The sequence below is a fragment of the Pseudomonas kermanshahensis genome (assembly GCF_014269205.2).
Lineage (GTDB): Bacteria > Pseudomonadota > Gammaproteobacteria > Pseudomonadales > Pseudomonadaceae > Aquipseudomonas > Aquipseudomonas kermanshahensis.
Genome location: NZ_JABWRY020000001.1, coordinates 4,125,003 through 4,140,942 on the forward strand (window position 1 = coordinate 4,125,003; position 15,940 = coordinate 4,140,942).

At 63.1% G+C, this 15,940-nt stretch carries 13 protein-coding genes; 8 read left to right on the forward strand and 5 right to left on the reverse strand.

Annotated features, from left to right (window positions below; translation table 11 throughout):
- Positions 1 to 24: 24 nt before the first annotated feature.
- A complete protein-coding gene (locus tag HU764_RS18585; protein ID WP_186681996.1) occupies positions 25 to 603 on the forward strand; it encodes a Maf family protein in 579 nt (192 codons plus the stop codon).
- A gap of 155 nt (positions 604 to 758) precedes the next feature.
- On the opposite strand, the gene sppA is transcribed toward HU764_RS18585, so the two are convergent.
- From sppA to rluC, 3 genes are read right to left on the reverse strand one after another with little or no spacing between them, the layout of a single operon-like run.
- Positions 759 to 1,748 carry a signal peptide peptidase SppA gene (gene sppA, locus HU764_RS18590; RefSeq protein ID WP_186681994.1) on the reverse strand — a complete coding sequence of 330 codons (990 nt, stop codon included), beginning with the start codon at positions 1,746 to 1,748 and terminating at the stop codon, positions 759 to 761.
- Between the two features lie 23 nt (positions 1,749 to 1,771).
- Entirely contained in the window at positions 1,772 to 2,431 is a 660-nt protein-coding gene (locus HU764_RS18595; RefSeq protein ID WP_186681992.1) for an HAD family hydrolase, read from the reverse strand.
- 3 nt (positions 2,432 to 2,434) lie between these two features.
- A complete protein-coding gene (rluC, locus tag HU764_RS18600; RefSeq protein WP_027596073.1) occupies positions 2,435 to 3,391 on the reverse strand; it encodes a 23S rRNA pseudouridine(955/2504/2580) synthase RluC in 957 nt (318 codons plus the stop codon).
- An 801-nt stretch (positions 3,392 to 4,192) separates the two neighbouring features.
- Here rluC and rne point away from each other — a divergent pair.
- Positions 4,193 to 7,438: a ribonuclease E gene (gene rne / locus HU764_RS18605; RefSeq protein WP_186703650.1), complete on the forward strand. Its 3,246-nt coding sequence runs from the start codon at positions 4,193 to 4,195 to the stop codon at positions 7,436 to 7,438.
- A 201-nt stretch (positions 7,439 to 7,639) separates the two neighbouring features.
- Here the strand turns inward: rne and bkdR are convergent, their stop codons facing one another.
- On the reverse strand, positions 7,640 to 8,125 hold the full coding sequence (bkdR, locus tag HU764_RS18610; protein WP_027593063.1) for a Bkd operon transcriptional regulator BkdR: 486 nt from the start codon (positions 8,123 to 8,125) through the stop codon (positions 7,640 to 7,642).
- A 197-nt stretch (positions 8,126 to 8,322) separates the two neighbouring features.
- On the opposite strand from bkdR, the gene HU764_RS18615 reads away from it, so the two are divergent.
- From HU764_RS18615 to lpdA, 4 genes are read left to right on the forward strand one after another with little or no spacing between them, the layout of a single operon-like run.
- Entirely contained in the window at positions 8,323 to 9,555 is a 1,233-nt protein-coding gene (locus HU764_RS18615; RefSeq protein WP_027593064.1) for a 3-methyl-2-oxobutanoate dehydrogenase (2-methylpropanoyl-transferring) subunit alpha, read from the forward strand.
- Between the two features lies 1 nt (position 9,556).
- Entirely contained in the window at positions 9,557 to 10,615 is a 1,059-nt protein-coding gene (locus HU764_RS18620; protein WP_186681988.1) for an alpha-ketoacid dehydrogenase subunit beta, read from the forward strand.
- A complete protein-coding gene (locus tag HU764_RS18625) occupies positions 10,616 to 11,902 on the forward strand; it encodes a dihydrolipoamide acetyltransferase family protein (RefSeq protein ID WP_186703651.1) in 1,287 nt (428 codons plus the stop codon).
- A 2-nt stretch (positions 11,903 to 11,904) separates the two neighbouring features.
- On the forward strand, positions 11,905 to 13,284 hold the full coding sequence (gene lpdA / locus HU764_RS18630; RefSeq protein WP_186681984.1) for a dihydrolipoyl dehydrogenase: 1,380 nt from the start codon (positions 11,905 to 11,907) through the stop codon (positions 13,282 to 13,284).
- Positions 13,285 to 13,425: 141 nt separating this feature from the next.
- On the opposite strand, the gene HU764_RS18635 is transcribed toward lpdA, so the two are convergent.
- Positions 13,426 to 14,424 (reverse strand): sensor domain-containing diguanylate cyclase, encoded by a 999-nt coding sequence (locus HU764_RS18635; protein WP_186681982.1) that lies wholly within the window; start codon positions 14,422 to 14,424, stop codon positions 13,426 to 13,428.
- A gap of 214 nt (positions 14,425 to 14,638) precedes the next feature.
- Between HU764_RS18635 and HU764_RS18640 the strand changes: the two genes are divergently transcribed.
- Both HU764_RS18640 and HU764_RS18645 read left to right on the forward strand, forming a co-directional pair.
- A complete protein-coding gene (locus HU764_RS18640; protein WP_099454960.1) occupies positions 14,639 to 15,154 on the forward strand; it encodes a hypothetical protein in 516 nt (171 codons plus the stop codon).
- A gap of 124 nt (positions 15,155 to 15,278) precedes the next feature.
- Positions 15,279 to 15,899: a GntR family transcriptional regulator gene (locus tag HU764_RS18645; protein WP_186682068.1), complete on the forward strand. Its 621-nt coding sequence runs from the start codon at positions 15,279 to 15,281 to the stop codon at positions 15,897 to 15,899.
- Positions 15,900 to 15,940 lie beyond the last annotated feature (41 nt).

Consider the following 15,940-nt stretch of genomic DNA (forward strand, 5'->3'; position numbering starts at 1 on the left):
GGTTCAACTGACCAGGAGTCTACCATGCTTCCCTTATTACTGGCTTCCAGCTCCCCTTATCGACGCGAACTGCTCGCCCGCCTGCGCCTGCCATTCACCTGCGCAAGCCCCGATATAGACGAGCAGCGACTGGGTGACGAGCCTGCCGTGGAGCTGGTACGGCGCCTGGCCAGGCAAAAGGCTGAGGCATTGGCGGGCAGCCACCCAGGGCACCTGATCATTGGCTCTGACCAGGTCGCTGTGCTGGGTGAACAGATCCTGGGCAAGCCACACACCTTCGCCCGCGCCTGCGAGCAGCTGCTGGAGGCGAGCGGGCAGCAAGTGACCTTCCTGACCGGGCTGGCACTGCTGAACAGCGCCACGGGGCACTGCCAGGTCGATTGCGTGCCCTTTACCGTCACCATGCGTGAATTGGACCGCAAACGGGTCGAGCGCTATGTAACGGCAGAACAGCCGCTGGATTGCGCCGGGAGCTTTAAGGCGGAAGGGCTGGGGGTGAGCTTATTCCAAAGCACGCACGGTTGCGATGCGACCAGCCTGGTGGGGCTGCCGCTGATTCGGCTGGTGGATATGTTGACGAAGGAAGGGGTGGAGATACCTTAGGCTCAACATTTGTGGCGCTTATGAGATTGAGCGCCGCCTGCGCGGCGCTTCGCAGCACAAGGCTGCTCCTACAGTTGTTTCGGGCCAATTATTTCTGGGACATGGGCGCGGGCGGCGCCTGATCTCACAGGCACCAAAACTGCGACGGTGAACCCTCAGCGCAACGACGGCCCCTGGAACCCCATATACATCGCCAGATGCTCCGCCACGCTCGCGCCCAGCCGCTTCGAGAAGCGATCAAACGGCGATTCCTCGACCGTGAAATCCACCAACTCCTTCTCGCCGACAATCTCCCGCGCGACATAGCTGGCACTGCCCAGGCCATCCACCAGCCCCAGCGCCTTGGCCTGCTCGCCAGTCCAGATCAGGCCACTGAACAGCTCCGGGTGCTCTTTGTCTTTCAGGCGGTCACCCCGCCCCTGCTTGACCATGGCGATGAACTGCTGGTGCGTGGTGTTCAGCACACCCTGCCAGAACGCACGCTCTTCCGGCTTCTCTGGCGAGAACGGGTCCAGGAAGGCCTTGTGCTCGCCTGCAGTGTACGTGCGTCGCTCGACCCCAAGCTTCTCCATCGACCCGACAAACCCGTAACCCGCTGCCGTCACCCCGATGGAGCCGACCAGGCTAGCCTTGTCGGCATAGATCTCGTCCGCCGCACTGGCAATGTAGTAAGCACCGGAAGCGCCCAGGTCGGTAATTACCGCATACAGCTTGATGGCCGGGTACTCGGCACGCAGGCGACGAATCTCGTCATATACATAACCCGCCTGCACCGGGCTGCCGCCTGGGCTGTTGATGCGCAGCACCACCGCCTTGGTCTTGGCGTCCTTGAACGCCTCACGCAGGCTCTTGACGAGGTTATCGGCACTGGCAGCCTCCTGGTCGGCGATCACGCCGCGCACCTCGATCAGCGCCGTATGGCTGGCACTGCGCGAAGCCGCCTTGTCCATGTCCATCAGCGGCGTGAACAGCATCAGCATGCCGAACAGGTAGACGAAGGTCAGCAGCTTGAAGAAGATCCCCCAGCGACGCGCGCGACGCTGCTCCTGGACGCCCGCCAGCAGGGTCTTCTCCAACAGCTTCCAACTCTTGCGCTCTTCGCGCTCCTCGGGTTCGGACTCAGGGGCTTTCCATTCGTCTGCCATGCTTACCTGCCTTGGACGTGAAATTACGCGGAACGGCCCAGCCACTCACGCAACTGGGAAAAATGATTGATGCACAGCTGCGGGCCGAATTCGGCCAATGCCTGCAACGACATCGCGCCATACCCGACAGCCACCGAATGCATGCCAGCATTGCTGGCCATCTGCAGGTCGAACGCCGAATCGCCGACCATCAGCGCACGTTCTGGTTCGACACCACAATGGCCGAGAATTTCCTCGAGCATCAGCGGGTGCGGCTTGCCACGGGTCTCGTCGGCAGCACGGGTGATGTCGAAAAACTGCTCCCAGCCATTGGCCTTGAGCACCCGATCCAAGCCGCGACGCGCCTTGCCGGTCGCCACCGCCAGGCGGTAACCCTCTGCACGGAAGGCATCCAGCGACTCGACCACGCCCTCGAACAACGGCGAGGGCTGCTGATCGAGCGCCATGTAGATGTCGGCGTAGTGCTGCCGGAAGCGCTCGAGCGCTACCGGCGTCAGGTGCGGGTACAGGGTATGGATCGCCTCGCCCAGGGCCAGACCGATGATGCCCTTGACCGCCTCTTCGTGGCTTGGCGCCTCACCGGCACGCTCAGCGGCGGCATTCATCGCCTCGACGATGCGGCCGATGGAATCGGCCAGGGTGCCATCCCAGTCGAAAATCAGCAGTTCATACGGCTTTTTCATAGATCAGGACGCACTCAAACGCTCAACCGTCTTAGCCCACACCTCATCCACCGGCGCCTCGAGCTTGAGCTCGCCGCCGTCAGGCAGCGGCACGGTCAGGGCGTAGGCATGCAGGAACAGGCGCTTGCCGCCCAGCTCGCGGATTTCGCGGCTGAAGTCTTCATCGCCGTACTTGCTGTCGCCTGCGATCATGTGCCCAGCATGCAAGGTGTGCACACGAATCTGGTGAGTACGACCGGTGATCGGGCGCGCCTCGACAATGGTTGCGAACTCGCCAAAACGGCGCAGCACGCGGAACAGGGTCAGCGCTTCCTTGCCCTCGTCATTGACCTCGACCATACGCTCGCCAGAACGCAGGTTGCTCTTGAGCAACGGTGCGTTGACCTGCTTCTTGGCGGTCGGCCAATGGCCGCGCACCAAGGCCATGTAGCGCTTGTCGACACCGTCGCCACGCAATGCGGCATGCAGGTGGCGCAGCATGCTGCGCTTCTTGGCGATCATCAGCAGGCCGGACGTGTCGCGGTCCAGGCGGTGCACCAGTTCAAGTTCCTTGGCGTCCGGGCGCAGTTGGCGCAGCGCCTCGATCACACCAAAGCTCAGGCCACTGCCGCCATGCACGGCAATACCGGCCGGCTTGTTCATCACGATCAGCGCTTTGTCTTCATAGACAATCGCCGCTTCCAGGCGCTGCAACAGGCCTTGCGCCACCGGCGCAGGCGCATCACGCTCGGGCAAGCGGACGGGCGGTACCCGCACGATATCGCCGGCCTGAATCTTGTACTCAGGCTTGACGCGCCCCTTGTTGACCCGCACTTCACCCTTGCGCAGGATGCGGTAGACAAGCGTCTTGGGCACGCCCTTGAGGGCCGTGATGAGGAAATTGTCGATGCGTTGGCCGGCAAGCTCCGGCGCGACTTCGATCAGCTGAACGCCGGAAGTCGGAGGGGTATTGGTCGTCATCAAGGGATCATAACAATTTTTTATGGAATTGAAGCACTTAATCATTGCTGCTATAGTCGCGAACGCCGCCAAAAGCGGCAGGCCAGCGGCACCAGGCTCTTCGCCGGTCCCTGACCTTCGCAATTCTCCAGGACGCGAGGCCGTCCTACGGGGTTTTCGCCAGTTTACCGAATTGCCTGGAATCGCCACCAGCGCTGTGTAGAGAAGACCGAAAAAAAACGACAAGTGCGGTGTTTCACCTGCTTACCCGATTCTTTTCGCTGCACCTCTGCCCGCCTCGTCGCTTCCACGCAACGCACGGCGAATGCTTCGGAAATACCTGCCTTGGACATGAATGGCGCCAGCGCGGAACCCGCGCTGGCGAAAAATGCAACCCGTTGCGGATTCAGCGCGCGGCAGCACCCGAATTATCAGGGATACGTGCAGGGTGGAGATGCACAGCCCTCGGACCGTGTAGCACCGCGTCCGGCCACCGGCCCACTGACATGGGCGGCGAGCGGATAAGGTCCTGAAACAGATGCCTCCGGGCGTCCACGGCTGAAGGTTGATTCCTCCTCCTGACTGAGTGCACTTGGCCCGCTGGGTTGATTCGGATACCTATTCGAAAGCCACAAGGGCCAGCTAGGCACCGCAGCAAACAGGACGCGTCGTCGTGACAACGGCAGGCTGGGCAACCGGCTGGTGCCGAACGTCGCTCGACACGGGGGTGGCCCCGCCACCCTTTGCGCACCTTGGCACCGACCATGAGACGTCGTGTGTGCCGAACGCCGTTTCCGGCAGCCCGGAAACCGACGGTACAACATGAAAAGAATGCTGATTAACGCAACTCAACCCGAAGAGTTGCGTGTAGCCCTGGTGGACGGCCAACGCCTCTACGACCTGGACATCGAGTCCGGCGCCCGTGAGCAGAAAAAGGCCAACATCTACAAAGGCAAGATCACCCGCATCGAACCTAGCCTCGAAGCCGCCTTCGTCGACTTCGGCTCCGAACGTCACGGCTTCCTGCCGCTGAAAGAAATCTCCCGCGAGTACTTCAAGAAGTCCCCCGAAGGCCGCGTCAACATCAAGGACGTCCTCAGCGAAGGCCAGGAAGTCATCGTCCAGGTCGAGAAGGAAGAGCGCGGCAACAAAGGCGCCGCCCTCACCACCTTCATCAGCCTGGCCGGCCGCTACCTGGTGCTGATGCCTAACAACCCACGCGCTGGCGGCATCTCCCGCCGCATCGAAGGCGAAGAGCGCAACGAGCTGCGCGAAGCCCTGAACGGCCTGACCGTGCCGGGCGACATGGGCCTGATCGTGCGCACTGCCGGCCTTGGCCGCAGCAGCGAAGAAATGCAATGGGACCTCGACTACCTGCTGCAGCTGTGGACCGCCATCAAGGAAGCTTCCCTTGACCGCGCCGCGCCATTCCTGATCTATCAGGAAAGCAACGTCATCATCCGCGCCATCCGCGACTACCTGCGCCAGGACATCGGCGAAGTGCTGATCGACAGCATGGACGCTCAGGAAGAAGCCCTGACCTTCATCCGCCAGGTGATGCCGCAGTACGCCAGCAAGGTCAAGCTGTACGAAGACAGCGTCCCGCTGTTCAACCGCTTCCAGATCGAGAGCCAGATCGAGACCGCCTTCCAGCGCGTCGTCGACCTGCCGTCCGGCGGCTCGATCGTAATCGACCCGACCGAGGCCCTGGTCTCTATCGACATCAACTCGGCGCGCGCCACCAAAGGCAGCGACATCGAGGAAACCGCCCTGCAGACCAACCTGGAAGCGGCCGAAGAAATCGCCCGCCAACTGCGTCTGCGTGATATCGGCGGCCTGATCGTCATCGACTTCATCGACATGACCCCGGCCAAAAACCAGCGCGCCGTCGAAGAGCGTGTGCGTGAGTGCCTTGAGGCCGACCGCGCCCGCGTTCAGGTTGGCCGTATCTCGCGCTTCGGCCTGCTGGAAATGTCCCGTCAGCGCCTGCGCCCATCGCTGGGCGAAAGCAGCGGCATCGTCTGCCCACGCTGCTCGGGTACCGGCATCATCCGCGACGTCGAGTCGCTGTCGCTGGCCATCCTGCGCCTGATCGAGGAAGAAGCGCTGAAGGACCGCACTGCCGAAGTGCGCGCCCAGGTGCCGATCCCGGTCGCTGCTTTCCTGCTGAACGAGAAACGCAACTCGATCACCAAGATCGAACTGCGCACCCGTGCACGCATCATCATCCTGCCGAACGATCACCTGGAAACCCCGCACTTCGAAGTCCAGCGCCTGCGCGACGACAACCCTGAAGTGCTGAACAACCTGTCCAGCTACGAGATCGCCGCCACCGAAACCGAAGAAGCGCCGCAGCCGACCGCCACCCGCACCCTGGTTCGCCAGGAAGCCGCGGTGAAGACTGCCCCGGCCCGCGCCAACGCGCCGGTGCCGAGCACTGTCGAAGAGCCGCAGCAGCCTGCCGCACCTGTAGCCCCAGCGCCAAGCGCCCCAGAGCCAAGCCTGTTCAAAGGCCTGGTCAAGTCGCTGGTCAGCCTGTTCGCCGGCAAGGACGAACCGGTCGCCGCACCGGCCGTCACAGCCGAAAAACCAGCTGCTGAACGCACCCCACGCAACGAAGAGCGTCGCAACGGCCGCCAGCAGACCCGCAACCGTAACGGCCGTCGCGACGAAGAGCGCAAGCCACGCGAAGAGCGTGCCGAGCGCGCACCACGCGAAGAGCGTCAGCCTCGCGAAGAACGCGCACCACGTGAAGAACGTGCCCCGCGTGAAGAACGTGCACCGCGTGAAGAACGTGCACCGCGCGAAGAGCGCCAACCACGTCAGCCTCGCGAAGACCGTCGTGGCAACCGCGAAGAACGCCCGGTACGCGAACTGCGCGAGCCGCTGGAAGCCACGCCGGCACCCGCTGCCCGTGAAGAGCGCCAGCCACGCGAAGAGCGTGTAGCCCGTGAAGAACGCGCCCCACGCGAAGAGCGTGCACCGCGTGAAGAGCGTGCCCCTCGCGAAGAGCGCGCGCCGCGTGAAGAACGTGCTCCGCGTGAAGAGCGTGCTCCGCGTGAAGAGCGTGCCCCACGTGAAGAACGCGCACCCCGCGAAGAACGCGCCCCACGTGAAGAGCGTGCCCCACGCCCACCGCGTGAAGAGCGCCAGCCACGTGCCAGCGAAGAAGCCACCGAGCAGGCTGCAGAGCTTGCCGAAGAGCAACTGCCGAACGAAGAGTTGCTGCAAGACGAGCAGGAAGGCGCCGATGGCGAGCGTCCGCGCCGCCGTTCCCGCGGCCAGCGTCGTCGCAGCAACCGTCGCGAGCGTCAGCGCAATGCCAACGGTGAGCTGATCGAAGGTAGCGAAGACGACGGCAGCGAAGAGCAGCCACAACAGCACCAGGCCAGCGAGCTGGGTGCCGAACTGGCTGCCGGCCTGGCTGTGACCGCGGCTGTTGCCAGCAGCAGCATCAGTGCCGATGCCGAAGCCCAAGCCAATCAGCAGGCCGAGCGCGCCACCGCTGAAGTCGCCGAAACCGACACCCGCGAAGTCGCCAAGCCCGCCGAGCAGGTCGAAGCCGTTGCACAGGCCGAGGAAGTCGCCATTGCTCCGGTGGTCGAACAACCTGTCAGCGAACCCGTAGTGGTGGAAGCGACTGCCGAACCTGTGGTTGAAGTTGCGCCACAGCCGGTCGTGGAAGAAGCCCCTGCGGCCGAACCTGCAGTGGTTGCCGAAGCCCCAGTGGAAGCTCCAGCGGTCGAAGCCGGTGAAATCGAAAAGGCCCCGGCCTTCATCGAACAGGCACCGGTCATTGAAGCACCTGCTCCGGCTGCCGAAGCCCAACCGGAAGTGGTCGCTGAGCCTGCTCCAGTTGCGGTAGAGCCCGCACCGGTCGAAGCACCTGTCGTGGTTGAAACCGCCACTGTAATGCTGGCAAACGGCCGCGCGCCTAACGACCCACGTGAAGTGCGTCGCCGCAAGCGTGAAGCCGAGGCTGCGGCTAAAGCCGCGCAGGAAGCTGCTGCATCGACGCAGGAAACTGCCCTGGAAACCGCTGATGAGCACAAACCTCATCACGGCTGATAGCCAAGGCTGAATGAAAAAGCCCCGCCAGTGCGAACTGGCGGGGCTTTTTCTTGCTTGCCTCTATTTCAGGCCGCCCGAATCAGGTAGGAGCAGCCTTGTGCTGCGAAGAGGCCAGTGTAAACACCAAAGATCTACGGTGATTTCACCGGCCTCTTCGCAGCGCAAGGCTGCTCCTACAGGTGTGTAATTCCGCTTCCCTTATTCGCGCAGGGTCATCCCATTCGCGGGCAATGGCAGCGCCGTTTTATAGCGCACCTGCTTCAAGGCAAAACTCGACCGGATATTCGCCACGCCCGGCAACCGCGTCAGGTAATCGAGAAACCGCTCCAGCGCTTGAATACTGGGCAGCAACACCCGCAGCAGGTAATCCGGGTCGCCCGTCATCAGGTAGCACTCCATCACCTCGGGGCGCTCGGCGATCTCTTCCTCGAAGCGGTGCAGCGACTGCTCGACCTGTTTTTCCAGGCTCACATGGATGAACACATTCACGTCCAGCCCCAACGCCTCCGGCGACAACAAGGTCACCTGCTGGCGGATCACCCCCAGCTCTTCCATCGCTTTGACCCGATTGAAACAGGGGGTGGGCGACAGGTTGACCGACCGCGCCAGCTCCGCGTTGGTGATGCGGGCGTTTTCCTGAAGGCTGTTGAGAATACCGATATCGGTACGATCGAGTTTGCGCATGAGACAAATTCACCGGTTTTTTGTGTTTATGCGGAATGTTTATCTGCGCCCGTCAGCAAAGGCAACCAACTTGAGAGAAAAATTCTCCTGCCGTGCCACTAAGATGTAGGTGACGCTGACTTACCAGTCACAAGCCGGTACTCAGCGGCGGCCGCTTCAGAGCTCACAAAAACAACATTCGAGCGAGCGTAAAAAGCATGAACGAGTACGCCCCCCTGCGTTTGCATGTGCCCGAGCCCACCGGCCGGCCAGGCTGCCAGACCGATTTTTCCTACCTGCGTCTGAACGATGCAGGTGTTGTCCGCAAACCGTCCATCGACGTCGACGCTGCCGACACCGCAGAGCTGTCCAACAGCCTGATCCGCGTGTTGGACGCGCACGGTGACGCCCTCGGCCCATGGGCCGAAGACATCGACCCGCAGGTGCTGCGCCAAGGCATGCGCGCCATGCTCAAGACGCGCATCTTCGACAGCCGCATGGTGGTTGCCCAGCGCCAGAAAAAGATGTCCTTCTACATGCAGAGCTTGGGCGAGGAAGCCATCGGCAGCGCCCAGGCCCTGGCCCTGAACCGCACCGACATGTGCTTCCCCACCTACCGCCAGCAGAGCATCCTGATGGCCCGGGACGTGTCACTGGTGGAGATGATCTGCCAGTTGCTGTCCAACGAGCGCGACCCGCTCAAGGGGCGCCAGCTGCCGATCATGTACTCGGTACGCGAGGCCGGGTTCTTCACCATCAGCGGCAACCTGGCGACCCAGTTCGTGCAGGCGGTCGGCTGGGCCATGGCCTCGGCGATCAAGGGCGATACCAAGATCGCCTCAGCCTGGATCGGCGACGGCGCCACCGCCGAGTCGGACTTCCATACCGCCCTGACCTTTGCCCACGTGTACCGCGCGCCGGTGATCCTCAACGTGGTCAACAACCAGTGGGCGATATCCACCTTCCAGGCCATTGCTGGCGGTGAATCGACCACCTTCGCCGGCCGTGGCGTGGGCTGCGGTATCGCCTCCCTGCGCGTCGACGGCAACGACTTCGTCGCTGTGTACGCCGCCTCGCGCTGGGCCGCCGAACGCGCCCGCCGTGGCCTGGGCCCATGCCTGATCGAATGGGTCACTTACCGTGCCGGCCCGCACTCCACCTCCGACGACCCGTCCAAGTACCGCCCTGCCGATGACTGGAGCCACTTCCCGCTGGGCGACCCGATCGCCCGCCTGAAGCAGCATCTGATCAAGATCGGCCACTGGTCCGAGGAAGAGCACCAGGCGGTCACCGCCGAGTTCGAGGCTGCGGTCATCGCCGCGCAGAAGGAAGCTGAACAGTACGGCACCCTGGCCAACGGCCATATCCCGAGCGCGGCCTCGATGTTCGAGGACGTGTACAAGGAAATGCCCGAACACCTGCGCCGTCAACGCCAGGAACTGGGGGTTTGAGATGAACGACCATAACAACAGCATCAACCCGGAAACCGCCATGGCCACCACTACCATGACCATGATCCAGGCCCTGCGCTCGGCCATGGATATCATGCTTGAGCGTGACGACAATGTCGTGATCTACGGCCAGGACGTCGGCTACTTCGGTGGCGTGTTCCGCTGCACTGAAGGCTTGCAGACCAAGTACGGCAAGTCGCGCGTGTTCGACGCCCCGATCTCGGAAAGCGGCATCGTCGGCACTGCCGTGGGCATGGGCGCCTACGGCCTGCGCCCGGTGGTGGAAATCCAGTTTGCCGACTACTTCTACCCGGCCTCCGACCAGATCGTGTCGGAAATGGCCCGCCTGCGCTATCGCTCGGCCGGCGAGTTCATCTCCCCGCTGACCCTGCGCATGCCCTGCGGTGGCGGCATCTATGGCGGCCAGACGCACAGCCAGAGCCCCGAAGCGATGTTCACCCAGGTGTGCGGGCTCCGCACCGTCATGCCGTCCAACCCCTATGACGCCAAGGGCCTGCTGATCGCCTCGATCGAATGCGACGACCCGGTCATTTTCCTTGAGCCCAAACGCCTCTACAACGGCCCGTTCGACGGCCACCACGACCGCCCTGTGACGCCGTGGTCCAAGCACCCGCACAGCGCCGTGCCGGATGGCTACTACACCGTGCCGTTGGACAAGGCGGCAATCACCCGCCCCGGCAGCGACGTTACCGTGCTGACGTATGGCACCACGGTCTACGTGGCCCAAGTGGCCGCCGAGGAAACCGGCGTCGATGCCGAAGTCATCGACCTGCGCAGCCTGTGGCCGCTGGACCTGGAGACCATCGTCGCGTCGGTGAAAAAGACCGGCCGTTGCGTGGTGGTGCACGAGGCTACCCGCACCTGCGGTTTCGGTGCCGAGTTGGTGGCGCTGGTTCAGGAGCACTGCTTCCATCACCTCGAAGCGCCGATCGAGCGCGTCACCGGTTGGGACACCCCCTACCCTCACGCACAGGAATGGGCTTACTTCCCAGGGCCTTCGCGGGTAGGTGCGGCATTGAAACGGGTCATGGAGGTCTGAATGGGCACGCACGTCATCAAGATGCCGGACATTGGCGAAGGCATCGCGCAAGTCGAGTTGGTCGAGTGGTTCGTCAAGGTCGGTGATGTGATCGCCGAAGACCAGGTGGTGGCCGATGTCATGACCGACAAGGCGACCGTGGAAATCCCTTCGCCGGTCAGCGGCAAGGTATTGGCCCTGGGTGGCCAGCCGGGTGAGGTGATGGCGGTCGGCAGCGAGCTGATCCGCATCGAAGTGGAAGGCAGCGGCAACCATGTCGACGCGCCGCAGGGCAAGCCCGCTGAAGCCAAGCCCGTCGAGCCAGTGGCCGCGCCAGCAGCCAACACACCGCCAGCGCGTGCCGCCGTCGCAGCGCCAGCCTGCCAGGCCGCAGCCACCGCCACAGCCGCGCCCATCGTGCCGCGACAGGCGGGCGACAAGCCGCTGGCCTCCCCAGCTGTGCGCAAGCGTGCGCTGGATGCCGGCATCGAGCTGCGCTACGTGCATGGCAGCGGCCCAGCCGGGCGCATCCTGCACGAAGACCTCGATGCGTTCATGAGCAAGCCACAGACCGCCGCCGGGCAAGCGCCCAGTGGCTACGCCAAGCGTACCGACAGCGAGCAGGTGCAAGTCATCGGCCTGCGCCGCAAGATCGCCCAGCGCATGCAGGACGCCAAGCGCCGGGTCGCGCACTTCAGCTACGTCGAAGAGATCGACGTCACAGCCCTGGAAGCCCTGCGCCAGCAGCTCAACCAGAAGCACGGCGACAGCCGCGGCAAGCTGACCCTGCTGCCGTTTTTGGTCCGCGCGTTGGTCGTGGCCCTGCGCGACTTCCCGCAGATCAACGCCACCTATGACGACGAAGCGCAAATCATCACCCGCCATGGCGCGGTGCATGTGGGCATCGCCACCCAAGGCGACAATGGCCTGATGGTACCGGTACTGCGCCACGCCGAAGCCGGCAGCCTGTGGGGCAATGCCAGCGAGATCGGCCGTTTGGCGACCGCCGCGCGCAGCAACAAGGCCAGCCGCGAGGAATTGTCTGGCTCGACCATCACCCTGACCAGCCTCGGCGCGTTGGGCGGCATCGTCAGTACACCGGTGGTCAACACCCCGGAAGTGGCGATCGTCGGCGTCAACCGCATGGTCGAGCGGCCGATGGTGATCGACGGCCAGATCGTCATACGCAAGATGATGAACCTGTCCAGCTCGTTCGACCACCGGGTGGTCGACGGCATGGATGCTGCGCTGTTCATCCAGGCCGTGCGTGGCCTGCTTGAGCAACCCGCCTGCCTGTTCGTGGAGTGAGCATGCAACAGACTATCGAAACCACCCTGCTGATCATCGGCGGCGGCCCTGGCGGCTATGTGGCCGCCATCCGCGCCGGGCAATTGGGTATTCCCACCGTGCTGGTGGAAGGCCAGGCGTTGGGCGGCACTTGCCTCAACGTTGGCTGTATTCCGTCCAAGGCGCTGATTCATGTCGCCGAGCAGTTCCACCAGACCTCGCGCTACACCGAGCCATCGCCACTGGGCATCAGTGTCAGCTCACCGCGCCTGGACATCACCCGCAGCGTGGCCTGGAAAGACGGCATCGTCGACCGCCTGACCACCGGGGTGGCTGCCTTGCTGAAGAAGCACGGGGTCAAGGTGATCCATGGCTGGGCGAAGGTCCTCGACGGCAAGCATGTCGACGTCGACGGCCAACGCATCCAGTGCGAGCACCTGTTGCTGGCCACAGGTTCCAACAGCGTCGAACTGCCGATGCTGCCGCTGGGTGGGCCGATCATTTCCTCGACCGAAGCGTTGGCACCCGAAACCTTGCCGCGGCACCTGGTTGTGGTGGGCGGTGGTTATATCGGCCTGGAGTTGGGTATCGCCTACCGCAAGCTGGGCGCGCAGGTGAGCGTGGTGGAAGCGCGCGAGCGCATCCTGCCGACCTACGACAGCGAGCTGACCGCACCGGTGGCCGAGGCGCTGAAGAAGCTGGGCATTGCCGTGCACCTGGGCCATAGCGTCGAGGGTTACGAGAACGGTTGCCTGCTGGCCCGTGATGGCCAAGGCCAGCAACTGCGCCTGGAGGCCGACCGGGTGCTGGTGGCTGTCGGCCGGCGCCCGCGTACTCAAGGCTTCAACCTTGAATCGCTGGAACTGAAGATGAACGGCGCCGCCATCGCCATCGACGAACGCTGCCAGACCAGCATGCGCAATGTCTGGGCCATCGGCGATGTGGCGGGTGAACCAATGCTCGCACACCGGGCCATGGCCCAGGGCGAGATGGTCGCCGAGATCATCGCTGGCAAGGCACGGCGCTTCGAGCCGAATGCGATCGCCGCAGTGTGCTTTACCGACCCGGAAATCGTGGTGGTCGGCAAGACGCCGGAGCAAGCCAGCCAACAAGGCCTGGACTGCATCGTCGCGCAGTTCCCGTTCGCGGCAAATGGCCGGGCCATGAGCCTTGAGTCGAAAGCCGGCTTCGTGCGCGTGGTGGCGCGCCGCGACAATCACCTGATCTTGGGTTGGCAAGCGGTTGGCGTGGCGGTCTCGGAACTGTCCACGGCCTTTGCCCAATCGCTGGAAATGGGCGCCTGCCTTGAGGACATCGCCGGTACCATCCACGCCCACCCGACGCTGGGTGAAGCGGTACAGGAAGCTGCGTTGCGTGCACTGGGCCACGCCTTGCATATCTGACACTGAAGCGGCTGAGGCCGATTTGGCCCGCTGCGCCGCAAGGCGCCGCGGGTCTTTTTTCTTTCGCTCAGCGGGGACCTGTGGCGGCCAAAGGGGCCGCTGTGCGACCCATCGCAGCGGCCCCATTCACCCATCGTCAGCTCATTCAGCTATCGCGTTCTTACCCGCGCCTTTGGCGCGATACAGGGCTTTGTCAGCGCGGGCCAACAAATCATCCGGGTCTTGACCCTCCTGCCACTGCACCACCCCATAGCTCATGGTCAGGCGACACTCGCCTACCGGCTCCACCTGCTCCATCACCTGGCGCAACCGTGCGGCCACTTCAAGCGCATCGTCCAGCGCCGTCTGCGGCAGCACGATGACGAACTCGTCACCGCCCCAGCGCGCCAACAGGTCATGCTCGCGCAGGCAGGTGCGCAGGTTGTCGACCACCTGCACCAGCGCCGCATCGCCACGGGCATGGCCGTAATGATCGTTGATCGGCTTGAAGTCATCCACGTCCATGGCAATTAGCGACAAGGGGTGGCGGAAGCGCTGGGCGCGCTCGCACTCTTGCAGCAACACCTTTTCCAGCCGGTACCGATTGGCGATGCGGGTCAACGCATCGCGTTCGGCCAGTTCGCGGTTTTCATCCAGCTGACGCTGCAATTGCTGGTTGACCCAGGACAGCTCGCGGGTGCGCTCGGCCACCAGGCCTTCCAGCGACAGGTTCTGCTGCTCAAGCTGGGCCACCCGTCGCTTGCCGGCATCGATATTGCGGTGGGCGCCAAGCATGCGGGCCACCGAGCCGTCGTCGTTGCGGTCGATGATGTAGCCGCTGTCTTCGATCCACAGGTAGCTGCCATCCTGGCAGCGGCAGCGGTACTCGATCAGGTAGCGCTCGTTGCGGTTATTGATGTAGGCCTCGAAATGCGCCATGACCCGCGGGTAGTCCTCCGGGTGAATCACGCTTTCCCAGGTCAGCACCGAGTTGGCCATGGAATGACTGGCATAGCCGAGCATGGCGTACCAGCCTGGGTTGCGGTAGACGTAGCCGGTGTTGGCATTCCAGTCCCAGATGCCGTCACTTACCAACTCGAACAAGGTTTGCAGCTGCTGCTCACTGAAACCGGCGGGTGCCGGCATGGTTTCCTGACTCATGGACGCTCTCCCTGATGCCCAGCAACTGCGCTCCGTTCAAGGGGCTGCCGACAGTATTGATGGTTGCCGCATGCGGCAAGGCAATGCCTCTGACGGGCAAGCATATGCCCACCGGAAAGTAACCGGAATAGGCCCGAAGGCCTATTTTCGGCCTGTTCAGTGCTGGCATGGCTTTTGCGCGGAGTGCCTGCCAATGAGATTTCCAGGAGGAAACATGATAATCGCCCCCAACGGCGTCAGCTGGCAGCCCACAGTTCACCAACCCCAGCGCGCCACCGATGAACAGGCCGTCGCCCAAGCCGCGCAACTGCGCGCGCCAGCGGCCACCGGCAACACCGCAGCGCAACAGCACAGCCAAGGCAACACCTCACAGCAAAACGCCGAGGATGCGCGCGAAGAAGCCTTTGCCAAACTCAAGGTAGCGCTGCAAAACCCTGAGGTCGCTGCGCGCCAGCAAGCCGATGCTGAAACAGAGACGACCAGTAGCGCCCTGCAAGAGTTTCGCGACTACATGGCCAAATCACCTGGCGAGATGATCAAGGAAAAATTACTGCGTGAGATCGGCATTACGCCAGAGGAGTACAACGCCTTGCCGCCGGAGATGAAGGCAAAGGTCGACGAACTGATCGCCCAGCGCATGAAAGAGGACATGCACCAAAAGGTACAAGCGAAGATCGAGGAGCAGGTCGCCGCATCGGAAGATGAGGATCCGGTAGCCAGCCTGGTGTGACGCCGCGGTGGCGGTTGATTTGGATAGACCAAGGTTTCGTATAAGATATCCGCAATGCCACCTGCTGGAAAATCCTGTGCCGCTGCCGTCCTTCAAAGCCACCAACCTGGGGGCGACCCCTTCTATGTCGGAAATCATCGCCAAGCACCTGCGTGAGGCGATCATTTCAGGCCAGCTCGCCGAAGGCGAACCCGTGCGCCAGGACGAAGTGGCGCACGCCTTCAATGTCAGCAAGATTCCCGTACGTGAAGCCTTGAAACGCCTTGAAGCGGAAGGCCTGGTGGACTTTCATCGCAACCGTGGCGCATTGGTCACGCGCATCTCGGAGCCGGAACTGGCGCAGATGTTCGAGGTGAGGGTGTTGTTGGAAGTGAAGGCGATCCGCCTGGCGATCCCCAACATGACCGAAGAACACTTTGCCCGTGCTGAAGCTATCTGCGCAGAATTCATCGGCGAGGATGACATCGGCCGTTGGGCCGACCTCAACTGGGCGTTGCACGCTTGTTTGTACGAGCCTGCAAAACGCCCCTACTTGATCAGCCTGATTCGCTCCATTCATGACAAGGTCGAACGTTATTTGCGCATGCAGATGAGTTTGTCGGCGGGCAAGGACCGAGCCGATCACGAGCATCGCGATATCGTCGCCGCCTGCCGTGCACGGGATGTGGAGCTAGCTGCTCGGCTGATCGAAGCGCACATCAATGGTGTGTGCCAAAGCCTTTACGATCACCTGCCCCATAACTAATTCTCTCACCCACCGCGCGCCCTTTATAGGCGCAGCCTTGT